Origin of the sequence: Nostoc sp., from assembly GCF_036917235.1 — a bacterium.
Taxonomy (GTDB): Bacteria; Cyanobacteriota; Cyanobacteriia; order Cyanobacteriales; family Nostocaceae; genus Nostoc.
The window spans coordinates 71,779-95,176 of sequence record NZ_JBALDU010000002.1 but is presented as its reverse complement, the minus strand read 5'-3'; the positions used below and the strand labels follow the sequence as shown (position 1 = coordinate 95,176).

The 23,398-nt window shown below is 40.9% G+C and carries 24 protein-coding genes and 1 pseudogene; 13 read left to right on the top strand and 12 right to left on the bottom strand.

Annotated features, from left to right (window positions below):
* The first annotated feature begins 198 nt into the window (after positions 1–198).
* The 5 genes from acpP to V7K44_RS00935 all read left to right on the top strand — a co-directional run bounded on the left by acpP (position 199) and on the right by V7K44_RS00935 (position 5,037).
* The gene (gene acpP, locus V7K44_RS00955; protein ID WP_334927748.1) at positions 199–453 is read left to right on the top strand and encodes an acyl carrier protein; all 255 of its coding nucleotides are present in this window, start codon (positions 199–201) and stop codon (positions 451–453) included.
* 235 nt (positions 454–688) lie between these two features.
* Entirely contained in the window at positions 689–1,939 is a 1,251-nt protein-coding gene (fabF, locus tag V7K44_RS00950) for a beta-ketoacyl-ACP synthase II (protein WP_334927746.1), read from the top strand.
* A 252-nt stretch (positions 1,940–2,191) separates the two neighbouring features.
* Positions 2,192–4,219, top strand: coding sequence for a transketolase (gene tkt, locus V7K44_RS00945; protein WP_334927744.1), 2,028 nt, complete (start codon positions 2,192–2,194; stop codon positions 4,217–4,219).
* Positions 4,220–4,479: 260 nt separating this feature from the next.
* Positions 4,480–4,638: a hypothetical protein gene (locus V7K44_RS00940; protein ID WP_334927741.1), complete on the top strand. Its 159-nt coding sequence runs from the start codon at positions 4,480–4,482 to the stop codon at positions 4,636–4,638.
* A 6-nt stretch (positions 4,639–4,644) separates the two neighbouring features.
* Positions 4,645–5,037 carry a PIN domain-containing protein gene (locus V7K44_RS00935; RefSeq protein ID WP_334927739.1) on the top strand — a complete coding sequence of 131 codons (393 nt, stop codon included), beginning with the start codon at positions 4,645–4,647 and terminating at the stop codon, positions 5,035–5,037.
* 116 nt (positions 5,038–5,153) lie between these two features.
* Here the strand turns inward: V7K44_RS00935 and V7K44_RS00930 are convergent, their stop codons facing one another.
* The 4 genes from V7K44_RS00930 to V7K44_RS00915 all read right to left on the bottom strand — a co-directional run bounded on the left by V7K44_RS00930 (position 5,154) and on the right by V7K44_RS00915 (position 8,421).
* Positions 5,154–5,495 (bottom strand): hypothetical protein, encoded by a 342-nt coding sequence (locus V7K44_RS00930; protein WP_334927737.1) that lies wholly within the window; start codon positions 5,493–5,495, stop codon positions 5,154–5,156.
* Between the two features lie 99 nt (positions 5,496–5,594).
* The gene (locus V7K44_RS00925) at positions 5,595–5,798 is read right to left on the bottom strand and encodes a hypothetical protein (protein ID WP_334922441.1); all 204 of its coding nucleotides are present in this window, start codon (positions 5,796–5,798) and stop codon (positions 5,595–5,597) included.
* 506 nt (positions 5,799–6,304) lie between these two features.
* On the bottom strand, positions 6,305–7,384 hold the full coding sequence (locus V7K44_RS00920; protein WP_334927736.1) for a hypothetical protein: 1,080 nt from the start codon (positions 7,382–7,384) through the stop codon (positions 6,305–6,307).
* A gap of 53 nt (positions 7,385–7,437) precedes the next feature.
* On the bottom strand, positions 7,438–8,421 hold the full coding sequence (locus tag V7K44_RS00915) for a hypothetical protein (protein ID WP_334927734.1): 984 nt from the start codon (positions 8,419–8,421) through the stop codon (positions 7,438–7,440).
* Positions 8,422–8,933: 512 nt separating this feature from the next.
* Between V7K44_RS00915 and V7K44_RS00910 the strand changes: the two genes are divergently transcribed.
* The 5 genes and pseudogenes from V7K44_RS00910 to V7K44_RS00890 all read left to right on the top strand — a co-directional run bounded on the left by V7K44_RS00910 (position 8,934) and on the right by V7K44_RS00890 (position 14,600).
* On the top strand, positions 8,934–9,686 hold the full coding sequence (locus V7K44_RS00910; protein ID WP_094349166.1) for a winged helix-turn-helix domain-containing protein: 753 nt from the start codon (positions 8,934–8,936) through the stop codon (positions 9,684–9,686).
* 53 nt (positions 9,687–9,739) lie between these two features.
* Positions 9,740–11,059, top strand: a complete 1,320-nt coding sequence (locus tag V7K44_RS00905; protein ID WP_334927732.1) for a sensor histidine kinase — start codon at positions 9,740–9,742, stop codon at positions 11,057–11,059.
* 28 nt (positions 11,060–11,087) lie between these two features.
* Positions 11,088–11,756 (top strand): phosphate signaling complex protein PhoU, encoded by a 669-nt coding sequence (gene phoU / locus V7K44_RS00900; RefSeq protein WP_334927729.1) that lies wholly within the window; start codon positions 11,088–11,090, stop codon positions 11,754–11,756.
* A 432-nt stretch (positions 11,757–12,188) separates the two neighbouring features.
* Positions 12,189–12,818: pseudogene (locus tag V7K44_RS00895) on the top strand (Crp/Fnr family transcriptional regulator).
* Positions 12,819–12,950: 132 nt separating this feature from the next.
* Positions 12,951–14,600, top strand: a complete 1,650-nt coding sequence (locus tag V7K44_RS00890; RefSeq protein ID WP_334927727.1) for an iron uptake porin — start codon at positions 12,951–12,953, stop codon at positions 14,598–14,600.
* 72 nt (positions 14,601–14,672) lie between these two features.
* On the opposite strand, the gene V7K44_RS00885 is transcribed toward V7K44_RS00890, so the two are convergent.
* Positions 14,673–14,933, bottom strand: a complete 261-nt coding sequence (locus tag V7K44_RS00885; RefSeq protein WP_334927725.1) for a hypothetical protein — start codon at positions 14,931–14,933, stop codon at positions 14,673–14,675.
* 232 nt (positions 14,934–15,165) lie between these two features.
* Here V7K44_RS00885 and V7K44_RS00880 point away from each other — a divergent pair, with 232 nt between their 5' ends.
* Complete coding sequence (locus V7K44_RS00880) at positions 15,166–15,768, top strand: DUF3318 domain-containing protein (protein ID WP_334927723.1); 603 nt, start codon at positions 15,166–15,168, stop codon at positions 15,766–15,768.
* 108 nt (positions 15,769–15,876) lie between these two features.
* On the top strand, positions 15,877–17,439 hold the full coding sequence (locus tag V7K44_RS00875; RefSeq protein ID WP_334927721.1) for a hypothetical protein: 1,563 nt from the start codon (positions 15,877–15,879) through the stop codon (positions 17,437–17,439).
* Positions 17,440–17,598: 159 nt separating this feature from the next.
* On the opposite strand, the gene V7K44_RS00870 is transcribed toward V7K44_RS00875, so the two are convergent.
* Positions 17,599–18,114, bottom strand: a complete 516-nt coding sequence (locus V7K44_RS00870; protein WP_334927719.1) for a hypothetical protein — start codon at positions 18,112–18,114, stop codon at positions 17,599–17,601.
* 706 nt (positions 18,115–18,820) lie between these two features.
* Between V7K44_RS00870 and V7K44_RS00865 the strand changes: the two genes are divergently transcribed.
* A complete protein-coding gene (locus tag V7K44_RS00865; protein WP_334927717.1) occupies positions 18,821–19,012 on the top strand; it encodes a hypothetical protein in 192 nt (63 codons plus the stop codon).
* A 143-nt stretch (positions 19,013–19,155) separates the two neighbouring features.
* On the opposite strand, the gene V7K44_RS00860 is transcribed toward V7K44_RS00865, so the two are convergent.
* The 6 genes from V7K44_RS00860 to V7K44_RS00835 all read right to left on the bottom strand — a co-directional run bounded on the left by V7K44_RS00860 (position 19,156) and on the right by V7K44_RS00835 (position 23,383).
* Positions 19,156–19,560 (bottom strand): hypothetical protein, encoded by a 405-nt coding sequence (locus tag V7K44_RS00860; protein WP_094349158.1) that lies wholly within the window; start codon positions 19,558–19,560, stop codon positions 19,156–19,158.
* 441 nt (positions 19,561–20,001) lie between these two features.
* Positions 20,002–20,775 (bottom strand): 1-(5-phosphoribosyl)-5-[(5-phosphoribosylamino)methylideneamino]imidazole-4-carboxamide isomerase, encoded by a 774-nt coding sequence (gene hisA, locus V7K44_RS00855; protein WP_334927714.1) that lies wholly within the window; start codon positions 20,773–20,775, stop codon positions 20,002–20,004.
* A gap of 44 nt (positions 20,776–20,819) precedes the next feature.
* The gene (locus tag V7K44_RS00850; RefSeq protein ID WP_334927711.1) at positions 20,820–21,122 is read right to left on the bottom strand and encodes a DUF3593 domain-containing protein; all 303 of its coding nucleotides are present in this window, start codon (positions 21,120–21,122) and stop codon (positions 20,820–20,822) included.
* Positions 21,119–21,451 (bottom strand): DUF2499 domain-containing protein, encoded by a 333-nt coding sequence (locus V7K44_RS00845; RefSeq protein WP_334927709.1) that lies wholly within the window; start codon positions 21,449–21,451, stop codon positions 21,119–21,121. Before V7K44_RS00845 ends, V7K44_RS00850 begins: the two co-directional genes overlap by 4 nt.
* A 116-nt stretch (positions 21,452–21,567) precedes the next feature.
* Complete coding sequence (locus tag V7K44_RS00840) at positions 21,568–22,566, bottom strand: glycosyltransferase family 2 protein (protein WP_334927707.1); 999 nt, start codon at positions 22,564–22,566, stop codon at positions 21,568–21,570.
* A 106-nt stretch (positions 22,567–22,672) separates the two neighbouring features.
* A complete protein-coding gene (locus V7K44_RS00835; protein ID WP_334927705.1) occupies positions 22,673–23,383 on the bottom strand; it encodes a TVP38/TMEM64 family protein in 711 nt (236 codons plus the stop codon).
* Positions 23,384–23,398: the final 15 nt, after the last annotated feature.

Sequence of the window (23,398 nt, the reverse complement as noted above, 5' to 3'; positions counted from 1 at the left end):
CGGCGATGGCGTAGCACGCTCTACTGCTCAAGTGTTAAGAGAAAAGTTACCCCATTTATTTTAGGAATGGGAGAGGTTTTCTAACATAAAAACCCTTGGAAGTATGCGGGCGATCGCGCTTGACGATAAGATGTATATGCTCAAAACAATGTCTCCTCTAAAGAGCAGATCGTAGCAAGTGGTTAAGGACTTTTATTTATGAGCCAAGCGGAACTTTTTGAAAAGGTCAAGAAAATCGTTATCGAACAACTGAGTGTTGATCCCCCAGAGAAAGTCACACCACAAGCCAAGTTTATGGAAGACCTGGGAGCAGATTCTCTCGATACCGTTGAGTTGGTGATGGCTTTGGAAGAAGAATTTGATATCGAAATTCCTGACGAAGCTGCCGAGCAGATTACATCCGTTCAAGACGCAGTAGATTACATTAATAACAAAGTTACCGCCTCAGCTTAACTGGGGATTGGAATTGGGGATTGGGATTGGGGAGATTTTTCTCTAATATCTAGCCACTCTTCGCCTGACGCTGCTAATGTCACTAATGCTGACGTTAACGACAGTCACTTGAAGTCAGCAAATCCGATGCCAGTCGCTCGTAAAGGAAACCTTTAAGACCGCGCTGGCTCACCAGTACCTAGTCGCTAACCTCAAATTTTTTGCCTGCTGCTTTTTCGCCATTTTTAACTGAATCATGACAGATCATACACGTAAACGCGTTGTTGTAACTGGTGTTGGCGCGATTACACCTATAGGTAACACAGCAACAGAATATTGGAATGGATTATTGAGTGGACGCAATGGCATTGACTACATCACATTATTTGATGCGTCTCGCCATGATTGCCGGATTGCTGGTGAGGTAAAAAACTTCGATCCACATGATTACTTGGAGCGCAAAGAGGCCAAGCGCATGGATCGATTTTCCCAATTTGGGGTTGCGGCAGCAAAACAGGCTCTAGCTAACTCGGAGTTAGCGATCAATGACCTGAATGCAGAACAGGTAGGTGTGATGATCGGTTCTGGGGTTGGTGGCATTAAGGTATTAGAAGACCAGCAAACTATCTACCTCAACCGTGGCCCCGATCGCTGTAGTCCATTCATGATTCCGATGATGATCGCCAATATGGCCGCAGGATTAACGGCAATTCACACGGGTGCTAAAGGGCCAAACTCTTGTCCTGTAACTGCCTGTGCCGCTGGTTCTAACGCCATTGGAGATGCTTTTCGCTTAATTCAAGGGGGATATGCCCAGGCGATGATTTGCGGAGGAACGGAATCAGCTGTCACACCCTTATCGATAGCTGGTTTCGCCGCTTGCAAGGCACTCTCTTTTAACAATGATGACCCGGCTCATGCTTGCCGTCCCTTTGACCGCGATCGCAACGGATTTGTCTTGGGTGAAGGTTCAGGAATTTTAATTCTCGAAGAACTAGAACACGCCCTAAGTCGCGGCGCTCACATTTATGCCGAAATGATCGGTTATGGCATGACCTGTGATGCCTACCACATCACCTCCCCCGTACCCGGTGGACTCGGAGCCGCTAGAGCGATCGAACTAGCTCTTAAAGATGCTGGCATAACTCCCGAACAAATTAGCTATATTAACGCCCACGGCACTAGTACTCCAGCTAATGATTCAACTGAAACCTCAGCAATCAAAAAAGCTTTGGGAGAATATGCCTATAAGGTGGCAATTAGCTCCACCAAATCGATGACAGGTCATTTATTGGGCGGTTCTGGAGGTATTGAAGCAGTCGCAACAGTACTAGCGATCGCTAATGACCAAATTCCACCGACAATAAACCTGGAAAATCCCGATCCAGAGTGTGACTTAGATTACGTGCCTCACTCTAGCCGCGCTCAAAAAGTCGAGGTGGCAATATCCAATTCCTTTGGGTTTGGCGGTCATAATGTCACACTGGCCTTTAAGAAATACGTCTAAAAATTTCCCATTTTATTGCTGGTCGGCTCTCCTGAGATGACTGTGCTAAAAGTATCAGAAATATCATTCCGATATAAAGTAAGCGTTCAGCATGACCCAATTATCTGCTTGATTTATCACCAGAAACTCAGGAGATCCCGCTTGTCCATCGACAAGCGGGAATGGGATGATGAGGATACTGTGGGGAATCTAAAATAACCCCAGCAAGAGAAGCTACGAAGAGTGCTAACCCGTCGTTAAAAACAAGAGATTATGACTGTTGCAACCCAATCCGCCAAAGAATTGTCCGTCGAAGAACTGGCTATTAACTCGATCCGCTTCTTGGCTATTGATGCCGTAGAAAAGGCAAAGTCGGGACACCCAGGACTACCAATGGGCGCGGCTCCGATGGCTTTTGTCCTCTGGGATCGCTTTTTGAAGTTTAATCCCAAGAATCCCAAATGGTTTAACCGCGATCGCTTTGTCTTATCTGCCGGTCATGGCTCGATGTTGCAGTACGCCCTGCTTTACTTGACAGGCTACGACAGTGTAAGCATTGAAGATATCAAACAATTCCGTCAATGGGAATCCAAAACCCCCGGACACCCCGAAAACTTCATGACCCCAGGCGTGGAAGTCACCACTGGCCCCTTGGGTCAAGGAATTGCCAATGGAGTTGGTTTAGCGATCGCCGAAGCGCACCTTGCCGCAAAATTTAACAAACCCGATACCAAGATTGTTGACCATTACACCTACGTAATTGTAGGTGACGGTTGCAACATGGAAGGAATTTCCGGGGAAGCTGCTTCTTTCGCAGGACACTTGGGATTAGGCAAACTCATCGCTCTGTACGACGACAACCACATTTCCATCGACGGTTCCACAGATGTGGCATTCACCGAAGATGTTTCCAAGCGGTTTGAAGCTTACGGTTGGCACGTCCAACACGTCGAAGATGGCAATACCGATTTAGAAGCGATCGCTAAAGCAATTGAAGCAGCCAAAGCTGTCACCGATAAGCCTTCTTTCATCAAAGTAACAACCATTATTGGTTACGGTTCCCCCAATAAAGCAAACACTGCTGGCGTTCACGGTGCTGCCCTTGGTGGAGATGAAATAGCATTGACTCGGAAAAATTTGGGTTGGGAATACGAGCCTTTCGTAATACCTGAAGAAGCCCTCAACCACACACGCAAAGCAGTGGAGCGCGGCGCAAGCTACGAAGCCGAATGGAACAAAACCTTTGCGGACTACAAAGCTAAGTATGCCCAAGAAGCGGCTGAATTTGAGCGTTACCTAAGCGCCAAGCTACCCGACGGTTGGGATAAGGTACTACCCACCTACACCCCCGAAGACAAAGGACTACCCACCCGCAAACACTCAGAAACCTGCCTCAACAAACTGGCGGCGGTACTACCTGAATTGATTGGTGGTTCGGCTGACTTAACCCACTCCAACCTGACCGAAATCAAGGGCAAGGGCGACTTCCAAAAAGGGCACTACGAAAACCCCAACATCCACTTTGGTGTGCGGGAACATGCTATGGGCGCAATCTGTAATGGTATAGCGCTGCACAGTTCAGGATTAATTCCCTACGGTGCTACCTTCTTGATCTTCACAGATTATATGCGTGCTGCAATCCGCTTATCCGCCCTTTCCCAAGCTGGCTCGATTTGGGTGATGACTCACGATTCCATTGGACAAGGTGAAGATGGCCCGACACACCAACCCATTGAAACTCTAGCTTCCTTGCGAGCTATTCCTAATTTATTAGTGTTTCGTCCCGCAGACGGTAACGAAACCTCTGGCGCTTATAAAGTAGCGATCGAAAAAGCGAAGCAAAATGCTCCGTCTCTGTTGGCACTCACCCGTCAAAACGTACCCAACTTGGCAGGTACATCGGTTGAGGGCGTAGCCAAGGGTGGATACACCGTGGTGGATAGCGAAGGTACACCTGATCTCATCCTGATTGCCACTGGTTCAGAACTCAGCCTCGCCGTTGGTGCAGCCGAAAAACTTAAGGCTGAAGGTAAGAAAGTTCGTGTCGTCTCCCTACCTTCATGGGAACTGTTTGAAGCGCAGGATGCGGCTTATAAAGAGTCGATTCTGCCGAAAGCTGTCACCAAACGTTTGTCTGTAGAAGCTGGTAGCAGTTTCGGTTGGCACAAATATGTGGGTACTGAAGGCGATTGCGTTAGTATCGATCGCTTTGGTGCTTCGGCTCCAGGCGGTGTTTGTTTAGAGAAGTTTGGTTTTAGCGTTGATAATGTATTAGCTAAGGCTAAACAATTGTTGGGTTAATAGCAACAGAATATTCTCAAAATAGTATGGGGTGGGCTGAAAAGCCCGCCTTTTTTTTAACGTAGAGGAGTGCTGAGGAAGATTAACTATAATTGAATAAATCAGTTACGAATTGAGAGGAAGTTATGCAGGAAGTTTCGGGGAAAAGAGATATAGCGATCGCACGGTTATCAAAAACTGTGGATAAGTTAATTTAAGGTAATAATCTCTATCAGGAAAGATTAGATAAACAAGAAATTATTCAACATTTAGCTACTTTATTGGATAAGTTTTCATCAGAATTTATAAATGCTCTTTCTGATGGTGAATTAACAGACATAATTGATAGTATTTTAGTAATAGAGGCAGTTTCGGGGACATTAAATGATTTAACACCAGAGCAAATAGAGATGTTTGATGCAGCAGTAGAAAGGAGATAGAAATAAATGGGCTATCTTCTCGACACAAATATATTAACGGCTATTTTGAAGAAGAATCAAAAGGTAAATAGTAAGCTAGAGGAAGTACGTTTTCTGGGAGAAGATGTATTTATAAGTTGTATAACCTATTTTGAATCAAAACGAGGATTGCTTTATGCGAATGCTACCAGACAAATATCTGATTTAAATAAATTCTGTCTAATTTATAGAATTTTATTTTTAGATGATTTAGAAATCATAGAAAAAGCTTGTGAAATCCATGCAGATTTAAAAAGAAAGGGTAGGAAAATACAAGAGGCTGATGTATTGATAGTGGCTACAGCGATCGCACGCGGATTAATTCTGGTTTCTAATGATTCTGACTTGCTGCAAGTTGAAGGACTAAGCTTAGAGAATTGACTATCAACAGATTCTTAGAAATAACAGCTTCGTCTCTACTTAAATTTACATTTGTCCTTGTGATATGACACTTGTGTTTAGAAAGCGGGTTTTTCAGAAAAGCTCGCTTTCTAGTCTTAAATTCCTACTAACTTGTCTAAAATAGCCCTAGCACGAGAATCCTTTACTCCTCCTGCTGTCCGATAAAAAACCTCCCATTCATCAGAAGTAATTTGTAAATATGATTTGTATTTATCTGCTGATGCTCTCAGCTTTTGTTTGTAATCTGGATAGGAATAGATTTTAAGGTAGCGTCCGCGATTACCTGTGCGGCGAACCTTTATTTTCCACTCGCGATTATAGCTGTCACGTAAAACTGTTTCTCCCAAATCATGTTTACCACTATGGCGTGTGTTGTCGAATAATTTACTGGCATCTTGGACGATTTCTTTACCAAGCCTATATAAATCTAATATCATTACTTTTCCATCCAAAACTATTTCAAAACAGGGGTTTTAAATTTATTCTTTTAATTTGCATGATTAGTCAATTTAAAACCAATTTGAAAGCGAACTTAATTATCCAAAAACTGACTTCTTTATCCCGTAAATAGCTAATCCAGCAACTGCACCAGTCCCAGCAAATCCTACTAAACCTATTCCATAAGCAGTTCCTCCGATTGCTAGGCCTGCACCTCCAATACTGTGATACACAGTCACTCCTACCACTGCGCCTACTGTTGCAAATGTAGATGCTTCATTAATATTTTGAATAATATCCATTTTTAAACTCCGAATACTTGTTATTAGCTTATTTAATTTTTTAAGGAAATGCCACTAAAGAAATACGTAATTAAAATAAAGATTCATTAAAGTATGGTTTGAGGTAAACTTGAGCCTTTAGACTCAACTCAAGCATAATTTTTTGAACAGATACCTATTAAGATTTGTATTTATACCGTTAAAAGTGGAGGTTGCGAGAAAGGTAACATTATTTACTAACTTTTTTTAGTTAAACTTCAATTCTCTATGATATATTTGTGTAATCAATTATACTTGTAATGTAGATGAGATTGTAGGAGATATTAAAACTTAGTATTATGTCTAGTCAAGAACAAAATTCCAACAAAGCATTAAAGCAAACGCAGGCTAGCCCAACAAAGAAGACGAAAGTACAACCTCCCCCAGATATCAAAAAACCAAAGAAAACCGAATAAAAAGTATTAGAGTTACTTGCAGAGGCTTAAATTCAATTAAGTCTCTGCAATTTTCATCAAAAATAAATCAGCTTATTTATTTTTTGCTTGAGTCTTTGCCTGTTCTAAGGCTATTTCTTTGATTGCCTGATATGAATTAACATTTGAAGTACCTTCAATAGCTTTAACTGCCAAATCCTGAACTTGTTTGAGAGCGGATTCCAGTTGTTTAGAAAGATTTTGAACTCGCGTCTCTTGATTAGTAATAGTTTGTTCTAAAGATTGCAGTCTTTGTTCATAGAAACGCTTTTGCCCTTCCACTTCCTTAGAATATAAATCTGATTTTACTTTAGCTTGGTAGTGGGCAATGCCTTTGCCTTCTTCTGTAGCTTTTTTGATAGCTGCTTCTCTATCTTTCGGAAAAGCCTCTACCTTGGCTTTTAACTCTTCAAATTGTTTCTCTCTCTCAGAAATTGCTTTCTCCCGTTCAGCCCACTGCTTTTCTGTTTCTTGTAGTAATTCTTCTAGTTGCTTATATAGCGCTTTCTGCTCTTGCTCGTATTCGTCATTTTGCAGTTGTCGCTGGAGTTCTAGATTATACTTATACTCTGCTGCATCGCGTTGCCGAGTTTTATTCAAGTTTTCATTCCGTTCTTTTATTGCCCGTTGTTGTTCCTCTTGTTCTTTTCCCCAAGTATTTCTTTGCTCTAGTATTTCTTGGAATAACACTTCAGAACGTTGGCTATATTCTTCTTGATAAGCTTTAGTATTATCTTCATAGGCTTGGATGAGAGTATCCAAGATATCATCAGAAATTTCTAAATTATGCAGTTGTGTTAATTGTTGAATTTCTTCTTCTAAAGTTCGCCTTATTTCTTCCAATTTAGAGGCTTTTGTGGTTAGCTGTTCCGATAATTCATTAGCAGCACTGCCAAAACCTAATTGAATCTTTGCCAAGCTTTCAATTGTATTGTTCATCTTCTGTTGGACACTAGAAAGCTGATTCATAGCTGTTTTTTGTTCTAATTTAGGCTGTTCTTTAGTTCCAGACTGGTTTTCTTGGGCAACTTTATCAAGTTCTGATTTCAGTGCTACTTTTTCTTTTGCCAACTCCTCATACGCCTGAAGAATTTCTACTTTAGTATTCTTATCAGTCGGTTTTTTCCCCACCACAACAAACCTCCTCTTCAGGAATTCAAAATGATTAAGATGCTACGAACTCACAACTATTTAGGGTTAGAACTACCAAAAGCCCTCATAGCTAAGTCTTGTGCTTGTTTTAATGCAGTTTGCAATTGAGCAGAAATGCCTTCTATTTGCTCAGATTGTTTCTTAATTGTTTCTTCCAGAGATTGAATTTTTTGTTCATAGCTCTGTTTGTTAGATTCCCATTCTCTTTCAAATAAATCAGCCTCAATTTTAGCTTTTTGGCTTGTTTCTTTAATTGCTTCTTCTCTAGCCTTCTTAACGGCTTCTTCCAGTTCGCTAGGAAATGTAGTTACCTTTTGTTCATAATCTGCAAAGAGTGGTTGGCGTTCAGCGAAGATTTTTTCTCGTTCTGCCCAATCTTTGCCTTTCTTTTGAGAATTTTCTAGTATTTCCCTTTGTTGTTGGCGCTTTATCCCTTCGTAGCTATCTGTATTGAGTTTGCGAGTAGTTTCTAACTTATACTGAAATTCTTCTTGTTCTTGCTGGCGATCTTTAGCTAATAAATCGTTATATGCTTGAAGTTTTTCTTCATACTCTGCTTGCTCTTTTTGCCATTCTTTCCGCCTGATTGTAATTTCTTTCTCTAGTGCTTCCCTTTTGCTAATAGTATCTTGTTCGAGAATTTTTAATTTTTCTTGGTGTTCTTGACTTAAAACGTCTAAAGTATCCGCTACAACTCTAATTTGTTGCAGTTCTTGTAGACGTTGAGTTTCAATTTCTATAGCTCGGTTCAATTCATCTAACTTGGAATTTTCCTGAGCTAGTTTTTCAGATAATCCGTTGAGAATACTGCCAAACTCTAATTGTAAATCAGCTAAACCTTTGACAATACTATCAACTGTATATGCAGAAGCTGCTTGCAGAATTTCTTGACTTTTTGCCTTTTCTGCTTCCTCTTGTTTAGTTGCTATTTTAGATTCAAGTTTTTTTCTTTGGATAATAATTTGTTGAAATGCTTGCATTAGTTGTTGTTTGCTGTCTTTGACTCCAACTGTAGTCATCTTCCAACTCCCTTCAATAGGCAAATGATTTATTGGGTAGCAAGCCATACCAATGACTACCCTATGCAGACATCAGAGTAGCCTTTGAATCAACATTTTTAACGCAGTGTAAATACTGAAATGATCCACATCTGGCACTTAGTGGCTACGAATTTTCCACATATATGTCTTTCCGTTTTTCAGGTATAATTTTCCCTTTGAGGTTTAATGGTACTTTTGTACTAAGATGAATATACCTAACCTAATCTCCTCTGTCAAGATAATCTTCATGCAATCATGTCTTTGGATCTTGTTAAGACAGAATCGAAAATTCCAAGTCTTTAAATTAAAAACTATTAGAAGCTTGCAGCCACAGTGATTTATGATTTAGGATACTGCTGTGGTATATGTTACTTTTTGTAAAGAAAATCTAAAAGAATTAACCCTAGTAGAAGCGCGGTTACAGTAAGGCGAGATAATAGACTTAATCATCCTAATTGATACAAGCACAGTCGTAGACTTTTGTGATATCAATGTATACCAGTGAATCGACCAAATACTCTGCCAGAACGGATATTGGACAAACCAGCCGTATTCTAGTAGTAGAAGATGAAGAATTAATCCAGGAAATGCTAGCTGTAGCTCTGGAAGAAGAAGGTTACGGGGTGATAACTGCCCCTGACGGGCGGTCTGCTATAGAGTATCTCAAAAGTTTTGAAACCAATTCAGGGGAACTTCCCTTCGATCTGGTCATTCTTGATTTGATGCTACCGCAAATCAATGGGCTAGATATTTGCCGTTTGCTGCGTCATCAAGGCAACCCAGTACCTATTTTAATGCTCAGTGCTAAGGGTAGTGAAACTGACCGTGTTTTGGGGCTAGAGGTGGGTGCAGATGACTACCTGACCAAACCCTTTAGTATGCGCGAGTTAGTTGCTCGTTGTCGCGCTTTACTCCGCCGCCAACGCCTAAGTAATTTACCACCAATACCAGTATTAAAATTTAAGGATGTCTCCTTAAATCCCCAAGAATGTCGCGTGCTAGTTCGCGGTCAAGAAGTGAGTCTTTCTCCCAAAGAGTTCCGTTTGCTGGAACTGTTTATGAGTTACGCCCGCCGGGTATGGTCACGGGAACAATTGCTCGATCAGGTTTGGGGGCCGGATTTTGTCGGCGATAGTAAAACTGTAGATGTTCACATTCGGTGGTTGCGCGAAAAATTAGAGCAAGACCCCAGTCACCCCGAATATATTGTGACTGTAAGAGGTTTTGGCTATAGGTTTGGATAATTAGTTTCGATAGTTGTTAGTTTTTAGTAGTCACCAAAAAACTAACAACTCAAATGCTTTTATTGGGATTTTTTCTGGGTTTGGCGGTAGGCATTGGGTTTTGGATTTGGCAACAGGTTCAACTTAACCGCTACCTGGGGCGCTTACTTCGACCGTTAACCTCCCATTCTTGCAAGATGGGACTGCTGTTGATTCCTGGGTTGCGGCAAGAAATAGCGATGGTGAAACAGCAGCGGCAAGATTTGCAGCAGTCGTTGCAAACTTACCAAGACCTGCTAGATTTTGCACCAGTGGGATATTTGCAGGTGGATGAGGAAAATCAACTGCTGTGGTGCAATCGACAGGCGCAGGAAATTTTGTATCTGCAAAGGTGGCAACCAGAACAAGTGCGCTTGTTACTGGAGTTGGTACGGTCTTACGAACTTGACCATTTAATTGAGCAAACTCGCGATCGCCAAAAACCACAGACGGGAGAATGGGTATTTCATCCATCTTGTGATGATGCGGCAGAGATGGGAACAATCAAATCTCTGGCTTTGCGGGCTTCTAGCTTACCTTTACCCAATGGACAAGTGGGAGTGTTTTTAGAAAATCGTCAACCCCTATTAGATATAAATCAAGTACGCGATCGCTCTTTTTCCGATCTAGCACACGAACTCAGAACGCCGCTAACTTCGATTCGCTTAGTTGTAGAAACTTTACAAATCCGCTTAGAACCACCTTTAAATCGCTGGGTTAACCGCCTCATGCAAGAAGTTGACCGGCTAATTAACTTAGTGCAAAGCTGGTTAGACCTGACGCAAATGGAAGCAAACCCAACCATGCAATTGCAAGCCAAAGCTGTAGAATTGCGATCGCTAATTACATCTGTTTGGGAAACACTAGAACCCTTGGCGCAGCGTCAACATCTGTCTTTTTCTTATTCTGGCCCAGAAAATCTGTGGATTAAGGCAGATAAAGCCAGGATTTACCAGGTTTTTCTGAATTTGCTAGACAACAGCATTAAGTACAGTCCTCCTGGTACAAGCATTTACGTTGAAGCGAAAATCTTATCAACAAAGGATAACGATCCTGTTTCCTCAATCTTGGAAATAAATCTTATTGATTCGGGAGTCGGCTTTTCTGAGGCAGATTTGCCCCACGTTTTTGAGCGATTTTATCGAGGAGATAAAGCTCGAACCCATTCCCCCCAAGATAGTAACTCCATAGGAGCGATCGTTGGCAATGGATTAGGATTAGCGATCGTTGAGCAGATTTTAATTGCCCACGGTGGTTCAATCAAAGCGATGAACCATCCAGAAACCGGCGGTGCGTGGATGCAACTCCAATTTCCCGAAGTTATGGCAAACTCCCTAAGCCAAGACTATAGTTAGTAATATCTTCACCTTTGAGACAACAAGTGTGAAAGCCGTCGATTATACTCCCAATCCTCAAAGACCACAACTCGCACGCGCCATTAGGCGCTTAGAACGGGATGTATTACGCATGGGTGCCTTGGTAGAACAATCATTTCGCCTCAGCCACCAAGCGTTATTTGCTCGTAACTTAATAGCCGCTGAGGAACTCCCCCGATTAGATAAAAAGATTGATCGCTTTTATCGTCAAATCGAATCAGACTGTACGGCGATTATGACGCTACAAGCGCCTACGGCTCCCGATTTGCGCTGCTTGAGTGCATTTATGCAGCTGGTGCGAGATTTAGAGCGCATTGGCGATTATGCTGAGGATTTAGCTGAAATTGCGATTAAAATTTTTCCTTACGCGCCTCATACGTCAATGCCCGACATTGAAGCTATGTCCCTTCACGCGCAGGCGATGCTAGCAACTAGCTTAAAGGCTTTGGGAGATTTCGATGAAGCCGGTGGACGCCGTTTAAAGCATCTGGATGATACTGTAGATGATGCCTACGATCGCGTTTATCAGACTTTAGCCCAACAACGGGATGTGCCTGGTGTAGTCGAGCCAATCATACTGCTGGCACTGGCAATTCGTTGTCTGGAACGCATGGCAGATCATGCTACAAATATCGGTCAAAGGGTAGCATATATTGTCACCGGTCAACGCTCCTAATTGATATGCAGCCCAAGTCTCCGACTTCTACCCTCCAGGTATCTGCAAGAAGTCGGGGATCTAAATCCAGCGATTTAGTAAGCTCCATTCCACCCTACTATTTTCATAGATTATTTGTGCCTACATACATGCTTAGTCTTCAAAAAATACCAAATACTTAAAAATAAGTTAACTAAATATTTTACTAAAAGCTTACCTGTTCTTAAACTTACACAATTAAAGTAGCGGGTAAACAACTAAAAATTTTGGTTCTATCTCACTGATAAATACCTTAAGCAAAAGTTTTTGCCATCAGAAGATTTTGAGTTAATCCCTAGCTCTGATTGAGAAGAATGGACTTTCCTATATACAGGTAAATCTTGATACAAATTTTTAGAGTTTCTTAATAATTATAAATAGCGAGATTCTCTGATAATTGTGTAATTACAGTTAATGATGCATTCCCCAAGTCCTACTTCAAACTCTTCTGGCATGTCAAATAGCTGTGCTTTCAGCAGACAATTACCCCAGCAGATATTTACCCGTCGGGAAGTAATTCCACCTCAAAATGATGTGCTTTGGCGTATTGAATACGGTGCAGTTCGTACCTTAACATGGAGTGAAGATGGAACATTTATTACTCTCGGTTATTGGGGACTAGGGGATCTGATTGGCTATCCTTTGTCTAGAGTCAAGCCCTACCAGATTGAATGTCTCACTGGCGTGGAAGTAAGCATTGTGCCACCTCATATGTGGCATCAGGATATTAATGCTTTGTTGTCTCATATTCAACAAGCAGAGGATCTACTAAGCATTGTGCATCGAAAACCAATTTTGCTACGTTTATGGCAATTTTTAGTATGGTTAAGTGAAAAATTTGGCCGTGATGTAGATAAGGGCAAGCTAATTGATTTAAATGTTACCCATTAAGATATTGCTGAAGTTTTAAATACTACGCGAGTAACTGTTACCCGACTCTTACAGCAGTTGGAGGAAGAAGGAACAGTTTTACGTCACAAACGCCGCATTATATTGCGATTACCAAATAAATTAATTAAAAACTATAGTTCAGCAGTATGTTAACTAAATTGCTTGTAATAATCACAGGGTAAAGGTATAATCGTTGCTGTGATTGTGTGTGAAATCCACAAAAGAGAAGTGTTTAAAGCATTTTCTCATAGTTGGATTATTGTAGGTGTGAGTGAAAGTAAAAACATGACAAAACGATTCTGGAATCTTTTTAAGGTTAGTCCGATTGTATTAGCTGCTACATTTTTAGTTGCTAATAATGCCTTAGCTGCTGAAGTTAACGAACAGGTAACAAATGTTGGTGAGTTATCTGAAGCTCAAGAGTCTAACGACATGAGTCAGGTAACATCAGTTTCTCAGTTTTCGGATGTGCAGCCTACAGATTGGGCATTCCAAGCTTTACAATCTCTAGTTGAGCGCTACGGCTGTATTGCAGGTTATCCTAACAGTACTTATCGTGGGAACCGTGCTTTAACTCGTTATGAATTTGCCGCAGGTTTGAATGCCTGTTTAGATCGGGTTAACGAACTGATTGCTACAGCTACTGCTGATTTGGTCAGCAAACAAGATTTAGCTACTTTACAGCGCTTACAAGAAGAATATTCTGCTGAACTAGCAACTCTGCGCGGTCGCGTTGATGGACTAGAAGCCCGCACTTCTGAGTTGGAAGCTAATCAGTTCTCCACTACCACCAAGTTGGTTGGAGAAGCAATTTTTGCCGTGTCTGATGTTTTTGGTGACACTAGAGCCGCTCGTGGTGGCGATCCTACTCAAGATTTAAATTACAATACCACTTTTAGCGATCGCGTTCGTTTGAACTTGTACAGCAGTTTCACTGGTAAAGACCAGTTGCAAATCCGGCTGAATGCTAACAACACCATCTCCAATCGTGGTAATGATGCATTGGGTACTGGTACTGGTACCAACATGAGCCGCTTGGGTTTTGATGGAGACAACGGCAACTCTGTTGTAATCGATAAAATCAACTATGCTTTTAATTTGACTGACGCAGTGCGTGTCAAAATTGATGCTACTGGTGGTGAGTTATACGAAAACGTTAATACTTTCAACTCTGACTTTGCAAGCTCTGGTAAAGGTGCGCTCTCACGCTATGGACGTTTCAGCCCCATATATCGCCAAGGTCAAGGTGGCGCTGGTGTAACTGTTACCTTCAATCCTAAAGGCGCCATCAGCTTGACTGGTGCTTATCTAGCTAGAACTGCTAACGACCCTACCCTTAATAATGGGTTGTTTGATGGTGATAACTCTATCTTTGGTCAGTTATCTTTCCAACCCACTAAAGCCTTTAATATTGGTCTAACTTACGCTCGCACTTATCAGACTGATGGTGCTGCCAATAACCTTTTCCAAGGTACAGGTAGTATTTTTGCCAACACTCCTTTTGGAGCTAACACTCGTACCGAATCCAATAACTACGGTGTAGAAGCTACCTTCCAATTTAGTCCTAAGTTGGCTCTTAGTGGTTGGGGAGGTTATACAACCGCTGATGCTCTTACTGGCGCTAATGCTGGTGCAGACGCGGATGTTTGGTACTGGGCTGGAGCGCTTGCTTTGAAAGACTTTGGTGGCGAAGGCAACGTTTTAGGTGTGATCTTTGGTCAATCACCTAAAGTTACTGGTGGTAGCATCAAAACAGTCGCTGGCAATACTACCTTCGACGACAGTACTTCTTATCACTTAGAGGGTCTATACAAGTACAAGGTTTCCGATAATATTCAGGTAACACCTGGCTTGTTGGTAATCTTCAATCCAGAACACAACGACGCTAACGACACTGAATACGTAGGTACCCTGCGTACTACTTTCTCCTTCTAAAATTGGCAAAGCTTAGAATTAGATAAACAAAACCCCACCTAAAAGTGGGGTTTTGTTTAGGAAGAAAATTAACTATGTAGGATTGTAATCTGGCTGATTGGATATATCTTTTGGGGGGCGATCGCTACTCCAAGCCCACCACACAGAACCACAGTGACAGTAATAGAACTCTTGCCATTTGCGACGACGGTCTTCCATAAGTACAGGCGATCGCCGATTTAGCCAAACTTTCTCAGCTTCTAGGCTACTTGAGTGGCATTTAGGACAGCAAAAATCATAAGCGTGTATTGCCTTATTCGTCCATTCAGGTGGGAGGGGAGCAAAAGCGTCCATGTAGTTACAAATATAGTCTTAATGGCAAGCCAAAAATTTCAGGTTTGGAATTTGGCGGCAAAGGAATACTAAAAAATCCCGCCATACTATCAAACTGCTGAATAAATATTCTTATAGCTCGATCTGAATCTGTTCAAGACTGTGAGAGCATCTCATAAATCAAAGGTTAACACGAAAACTTTATTTTTTACACACCTAGTTACTATGCACATTATGGCTAATAATTAAATTTATGGAGCCAAATGTTGAAATTCGCCGTTTGTTAGATGTGATGCCTGCTTCTGGTCGGATGACGACAAAAATCGTCAGTAAGCCAGAGCAAGCAAAAGTAATTGACGCTTCCTTTCCCCAACCCTGGAACCAAGCGCGACCGATATATATTAATTTTGATTTGTGGCGTCGCCTGACAAAGCCGCAACGAGACTTGCTGCTGTTGCAGATGGTTAGCTGGTTGACGGGGGTAAAGTGGTTTAAACCCGACATTTATAAAGGCGTGGTGTTGGCTGGGCTGTTAGGCGGATTCTTGGAAGCAGCACAGTCAGATGTAGTAGGTGTAGCTGTCGCTGGGGGATTAAGTGCGATCGCTGCTTTTCGGATCTGGCGCACTAATAAATCTCAAGAGTCAGAGTTAAATGCCGATGCAGCCGCCATTCGCGTAGCACAACGGCGTGGTTATTCAGAAGTTGAAGCAGCCCAGCATCTGTTATCAGCAATTGAAGCGGTAGCCAAAATTGAAGGGCGTTCCAGTTTGAATTTTACTGAGTTGATTCGTTGCCAAAACTTACGAGCGATCGCAGGTTTATCACCAGTGGGTATACCAGAAAGTTATAAGTAAAAATGAGTAATAATTCAGAAGTCAGAATCCATCTGTCTGAATAGTTAAAGAATCAGAATAATATCTGATGATAATCACATTTACAGCAATCTTGATCGTACCAAAAAATTGGATTCTGAACTAACAATGTTAAGCAATCAAATTAGCAAGCTTAATTCAAAATTACCTTTGAATTCTCCTTGGTTTATTATTCTTCTTTTTTCTTTTCTTGGTTTAATAGGTATTCTTAACCATTCTATGTGGCGAGATGAACTAAATCCCTGGCTGATTGTCAGAGATAGTGGCTCATTGGGGGATTTAATTGCAAATATTCATTATGAAGGTCATCCTGTTCTGTGGTATTTTTCTCTGGCAATTCTGAGAAAAATAGTCGATTATCCTATTATTATGCAAATTTTCCATTTGGCAATTACTGTTGTTTCAGTTTCACTTTTTTGCCTATATAGCCCTTTTAACTATCAACAAAAATTTCTATTTTCCTTTGGGTTCTTTCCCTTTTACGAATATCTGTTAATTTCTCGAAACTATGCCTTTAGTATGTTATTTGTTTTTGTATTCTGTACAGTTTTTGCATCTAGAAAAATAACTTATGCTTATTTGGCAATTTTATTGGGTTTACTAGCAAATAGTAGTGCTTATGGTTTATTGGTATCATTTTCTTTATTATTGACTTTGCTGGCTGAATTTTGTTTTGATCGCGAACATCGGCAGCAATATTTTAGTCAAACCCAAAAGTACGATTTATTTTTAAGTATTTTAATTATCACATTATCTTTTATTTTATCCATTTATATTATTACTCCTCCGACAGATAGTTATCTTCACGGTGGGTTAAATAATGGTTGGCTAATAGAATTAGATATCCGTCATCTGTTGAGAAGCGTCGGCAGAGTATTTGGTAGTTATTTATTAATTATTCCTGCACATAAAAGATGGCTTGATTTAATCGTTTGTGCGGCAATTGCTTTATTTATTGTAGTTTTAACTTTAATAAAATTATCTGAAAAGCCAGTTGTTTTCTTTTTCTATATGATAGGCAATTGTATATTATTTGCCTTTACATACTTGAGATTTTTAGGTATGCCACGGCATTTTGGACATTTCTATTTAGTTCTGATAGCAGCTTTATGGTTGGGAAGTTATTATCAAAAGTCTATAGTTTTACTTAATAAAATTTCTATTCTTCCACGTTCAATTACATTTATTCACAAATGGCATTATATCGCTTTGATGCTCATTCTTTATGTCCAGTTTGGGGGAGGAATTTATAGTTTTTCAAGAGATTTAGTTATACCATTTTCTGCTAGTCGTGAAACAGCCCAATATATTCACAAATCTGGGTTGGATAAGGAGTTTATTGTTGCCAGTCGAGATGCGAATATGGCTCCTTTATCTGGTTATCTCAATCGAAAATTTTACTATCCAGAGGTGGAAAAAATGGGAAGCTTTACTTTATTTAAAAAAGGTCGTCAAGAAGTGGAACAAGCAGAGATATTAAGCCAGATTAATTCTCTACTTCAAAATCAAGATGAGCGAAAGAAAATTTTGCTGATTTTAAATAAAAAACTGAATGTCAATCGCAATGATTTGAAAATTGTTCCAATCAAAGATTTTCAGAGAGGCTGGGTGGATAGTGAAAGATATTATCTTTATTGGGTAGATGAAGTATAAGAATAATGCGCCACAGAACTTTGTAGTTTGATATGGGATACACTTTTTTGGTAACCGCTCAATAATCCGGGGTAAATCGCTCAGTGACAAGGCTCAAATGGCGTAAACTCGTTCCTGAACTGGTAGTTCGCCCCGATTTATTGAGCGGATACTTGAAAATTATGGGTTGGGACATATTCCTGTAAAATTTCTTCCCCTTCCTAAAATTGAACTTGGTGATACAACACTGACTACACCAAACCCTCCATATCTTTGCATTTGAGCTTCATTGCGAACGCGACAATAGCGATCGCCGATATTAAACCTGTTAAAACCGAGGTTTCCATACATTCGATACACTGCTGGTTGGTTAGAGCGTCTAAAAAAGCCATTAGGCCATCCACAATCACCAGTAAATCTGCCAGAGAGGTTCAACGAGGTTCTAGTGTTAACCCTTCCAAATCCACCATAAGCTTTCATTTGGTCTTCATTCTGAACGCGGCAGTAAAAGCCGCCGTTCAATTGGTTAAAGATTAGATAGACTTCTGGACGGTCTTGCTGCCTATAAAATCCCTCGCTGCTTTGAGAGGCAGCAGGTGAAGCATTTAAATAGCTCAAAGAGGTTACTGCAAAAAAGATGCTACTCAAACGAACAATCTTTTTAAGCAATCGAGGAGATGAGAAATATTTTTTCATGATGTTTTACAACTATGGATTACAACAGGGAAGAAAAGCAAGCACCCGCAACACCACTCGGCTTAACTAGTTATTAAACTGAAACTTCAGTTAAACTTCTACACCCAGCAGTATTTTCTCCTACTTCTGTTCAAAACTCCTTAAGTAGGAATCCTATAGTATACAGAAAAATTTTACCTTCTTAATCTTGCACCGGAATATACTTCTTTGGTCTGATAATCTAGAGACTGTCTACTTTTTATTTTTTGTACTACCCCGATTTATTGAGCGGATACCTTTTTTGTACTAGAGAATCAGCATTAACATTTGAATCTGTCCCTATAAATACTTGTTTTATCCAGTGGCTATCGCTAACAAAAGATATTTCATTAAAGCTACAGCAAGGCACTAATCCTGCTTTCTTAGCTATTTTACAGCGCTGTTCTGTCTTAAAAACTAAGGGCTTAATTGTTATACAAGCAAAATGTGTCGCCAAAACACCTCAAAAATAACGCTTTTGCATTCTTTGACTAGCTTGCCACCGCTGATAACTAGCTGGGATGCATGAGGCTAATCTACACTGGAATAAGAGAATGTGTGTTTAACTGACTTAGATATCAAAACCTGGGGAGTTTTGTCATACCTTCTCGGTGTTGCTTATGAGGTGATTACCTCGTGTGCTAAAACTTAATTTAAATTCTGTCAGTTACTAGCGGAGTTGATGGGAATGAGTACCTTAATTTTTATTGGCTTGATAGGAGTTTACGGAGGCGGCGCTTGGAAGTTTTGGAATGGGTTTGAACGGACTAATTTTAATCCCAATTTGACCAATCGGATTGGTTTATCTTTGCTATGGCCAGCTTTGTTTATTACAAATCAGTCTTATCGTCGAAACTTTAGAAAGGCGTTGAAGGGCTAGAGATTACTATTAAACCTAACCTACAACCTCGCTCCCCTAGTAGGGAAGCGAGGTTAGGTTTGCTCCTTTTTACGAAGGAGAGGAATTAGGGAGGGGTAAGTTCGTTAACCGTTGGAAAATATTTTAGCTGATGAATTTACGAATTATTTACCATTGGTTAATAGATGGATTGCTCCACCAACAGCTGCACCATCAATAGCATTGCCAAGGGTATCTCTTTTATCGCCAGTAATTACGCCTGTTACTGCGCTAGTCCCTGCACCGACTCCGATATCTTGAGCGGCGTTCCGGTGGCGGCGATTGCGAGTATTTCTCAGACCATTTGCACCATTGACGGCTGCACCAGTGACACCACCCTTAACAGCATTCCCTAATACACTGCCATTTCCCCTAACAGCTCCGGTTACAACGTTGGTAACAGCCCCAATACCTGCATCTCTTAGTACTTGGTCATCAGCAGCAGCGGGTTTTGCGGGAACTAAGCTTACACCAGCTAAACTTGCAGCCATGAGGCTGGGTAAAAGTGCGCGTTTTAGGATTTTATTCATTGTGTTACCTTCTCAAAACATCAAACAATTTTCTAAAAACCAAAGTTACTAGAATCTGATAAAATTTTAATTTTTTATCTGAATCACAGCAACTATTTATTGTTTGAGAACATATTCATTCTTGCATTTGCAAAGTCATAACTGCATCTACTGAAAGCATGAATATAAATTCAGTCTAGAGAAGGCCTTGCTAATTTTTTAAATCATACAAGGGATTACATCTTGACAAAACCAATTAAATATGAGGTGTAAATTTTTCACAATTAACAAGGAATTTGTAATGAGAAATAATGTAGTATTTACCTTATCTATCTAAAGATAGTTGTCAAAATAATTAAACTAATATCAATTCAATTAATGATCGCAATACATTCTTGGGTAAAGACGCGATGAATCGCGTCTCTACAAGATGGTCTATTTGTCGAACTTGCCAAGAAAATGTTAAGCAAAAGTAGAAAAACCGAGATTGGGTGGAATATCCTGAATTCGTCCAGGCCCGATCGCTCGTAGTGCTTCTTTGAGTAAAATATCCCCAGTATACAAAGCACGTCCGACAATTACGCCAGTCACGCCTTGAGGTTCTAACGCCAACAAACTCAACAAGTCGGTGACAGAACTTACCCCGCCAGAAGCAATTATTGGGATGGAAATTGCTGCTGCAAGTTCTCGCAAAGCTTCTAAATTTGGGCCTGTAAGTGTACCATCTCGGTGGATATCTGTGTAAATTATGGCGGCTGCGCCTAATTCTTGCATTTGTACAGCCAATTGAGTTGCTAAAACTTCCGAGGTTTCTAACCAGCCGCGAGTTGCGACTCGACCGTTACGGGCATCAATACCGATAATAATCTGTTCGGGAAATTCTTGGCAGAGTTCTTGCACTAACTGGGGTTGTTCTACGGCAATGGTTCCAAGAATTGCCCACTGTATGCCTAGATTAAATACTTGTTGTACACTCGTGCGATCGCGCAATCCTCCACCAATTTCAATCGGTACTGACACTGCATGAGCGATCGCTTCAATTGCCCCCAGGTTTACTACTTTACCTGCTTTGGCACCATCTAAATCAACTATATGCAATCTGGTAGCACCTTGATCGACCCACTGTTTGGCAACATCAGCAGGATTTTCGCTAAAAACTTGCGAGCGATCGTAGTCTCCCTGATACAGTCGCACACAGTGACCTTCTAGTAAATCAATCGCTGGAATTACGTCCATTTAACTCTTCCTCATTGCAATCAAAACGCTATCTATAGCTGAATTTACTGTTTCTCATTTTTGATTTGTAATTGCCTTACAGCTTGCCCAAAACCTAGCACAAGCAAGATGTTAGAAAGCGTCAAAAATAGTTCTGCACCACCGTGCAACCAATCTACATTGGCCAAAGACTCGCCATAATGCAATTGGGCGTAAATTCCAGCTGGGATGGTGATAGCAACAAAGACAAGCGTACCGTAAAATCCATACAACGCTAAACGCGGCATTTGCGGACTGCGGCTGATAAACCACAAGAAACCCAAATAGGGAAACAGTGAAAGTGCAAACAGGGTTTCTTTAGAAATCATTGCTCTGATTTGATAGGTTTTGGTTCAACAGTGTTGACATTGGTAGAACGCCAAATCAAAAACGCCGCTGCCCAAAGCGTAAAATTACCGACTAAAGTCATGGTAGCTTGAAGCGTTACCATCCATTCCAAAGATTCGGCGTTGTCGAAATAATGCCAGGTACAAGCACACATAGCGCTGACTAAAGCTGGTAACATCGCCAGGGATAATCCCCACCAGCTGCGGTTATTAGTCAGTTCGCCGTAAGTCCAGATTAACCAAATGGCCGCAATCCACTCTATAACGCTAGAAACATGAATAATCCAGGTAGGAATCGAAAGGGTGTGCATAAGAAAGTTGGGAGTTAGAGATTTGGAGTGGAGAGTAGCACTGTCAAGGTGATATGTAGCTTGAATTTTAAATTTGTTTAAACAAACCTTTATTATGCAACGCCAAACAAAGATTTTTATTTGTAAGCGTCTTCTAAATTATCTAGTTTGTCATAATTGCTCGTTGAGTTGAAGGATTTGCGCTCGAAACCACCTACCTCTGCCAAAGTATAGAGGGGTCTGGCTTTAACTTCTTCGTAGATGCGCCCTATATATTCACCTAAGATGCCAACACTCACTAACTGCACAGATCCGAGAAAGAAAATTGCCATCAAAATAATCGTAAAGCCGGTTAAAGGCGAATGGGGGACAAAAAGACGCCAATATAAGACTAATAAAGCCATGAAGATGGCCGCCGCCGCCGCTACTAAGCCTAAGTAGGTTGATAACCGCAGTGGCACTATTGAAAAAGATACTAGACCATTGATAGCAAGGGCTAAGGATTTGCTAAAAGTGTATTTCACTTCCCCGGCAAAGCGGGGGTTGCGCTCGAACCGAATTGCTGTTTGCTGAAAGCCAACCCAAGAACGTAAACCACGAATATAGCGGGTACGTTCTGGCATAGAATTGAGAATATCTACAATCTGCCGATCCATTAGACAAAAATCACCAGTATCAGTAGGAATCTCTACATCTGCAAGCTTCTTAAGGATACGATAAAATAAATAGGCAGTAAAACGCTTAAACCATCCTTCTTTTTGGCGTTGAGTGCGTTGAGCGTAGACGACTTGATAGCCCTGTCGCCATTTTTCAACCATGTCGGGGATTAGTTCTGGTGGGTCTTGTAAGTCAGCATCAAGGATGACAATAACTTGACCGCGGACAAAATTAAGACCAGCAGTTACTGCAATTTGATGACCAAAGTTACGAGCAAAGCTCAGATAGCAAATGCGCGGGTCTTTTTGATGGAGGTCTCGTAGTAATTGTAGGGAGCGATCGCGGCTACCATCATTGATTAAAATTAATTCAACAAGCCCATCCATCCGATTCATTACTGCACTCAATCTGCGGTACAGTTCTGGAATAATTTCTTCTTCGTTATAGATTGGAACAATGAATGAATACTTTGGTAACATCTAGAAATATTGTTTAATTTTTGAACAGCCAAGCTGACAGACTGCTTGTAATCATAAAATTTGGTTCTTACCATACCTAGTAAGACTCAAGTCAGATTGTTATAGTTTATTTATTCTTTAGGTTGATGTCATCTGAAGAGTCTGATTGTTTAAGCTTTTCTACTGCTTTTTTGGGGAAAGTTCGACGATGGCGATACCAAGTAGACCCTGCTAGGAGCGTTCCAGTTAAGCCTAATGCAAGGACTAGCGGCAAAAAATCGCCTGTATTTACTGCCTTCAGGCCAGAACTACCCAATAGTACAAAAGGTAAGACACTAGGAACAGTTCCAAGTGTTGTACCTAGAACATAATCTTTAAAACTGATCGAGGTCAGTCCTGCGACAAAGTTGACTAAGCCATAGGGCATGATTGGTACTAATCGGATGGCAAACATATAAAAAAGCCCTCCACGACGCACCTCAGCATCCATAGCTTGCCAACGTCCTACTAGTCTTTTTGCAACTGTTTTGCGTCCAATAGTCCGAGTAAAAACGAAGGCAATTATAGCCGCAATGACTGCTCCAACGCTAGTCCAGACAGTACCCAGCCAAGGGCCAAAAATTGCACCTCCAGTCAAATTTAGTACTGTTGAGGGCAAAACTAACATGGTTGCCACAACGTACAAAACAATATAAATAATAGGTGCCCAGATACCAGAAGATTTCAGCAAAGCTTGAATTTGTGCTGGTTCAATGCCGCCAAGAAGATATACGGTTATACCAGTTGCAATTATGCAACTCAGCGTGAGTAACAAAATACCAGTTTTCAAGTTCCACATTAGAACTCTACTCCT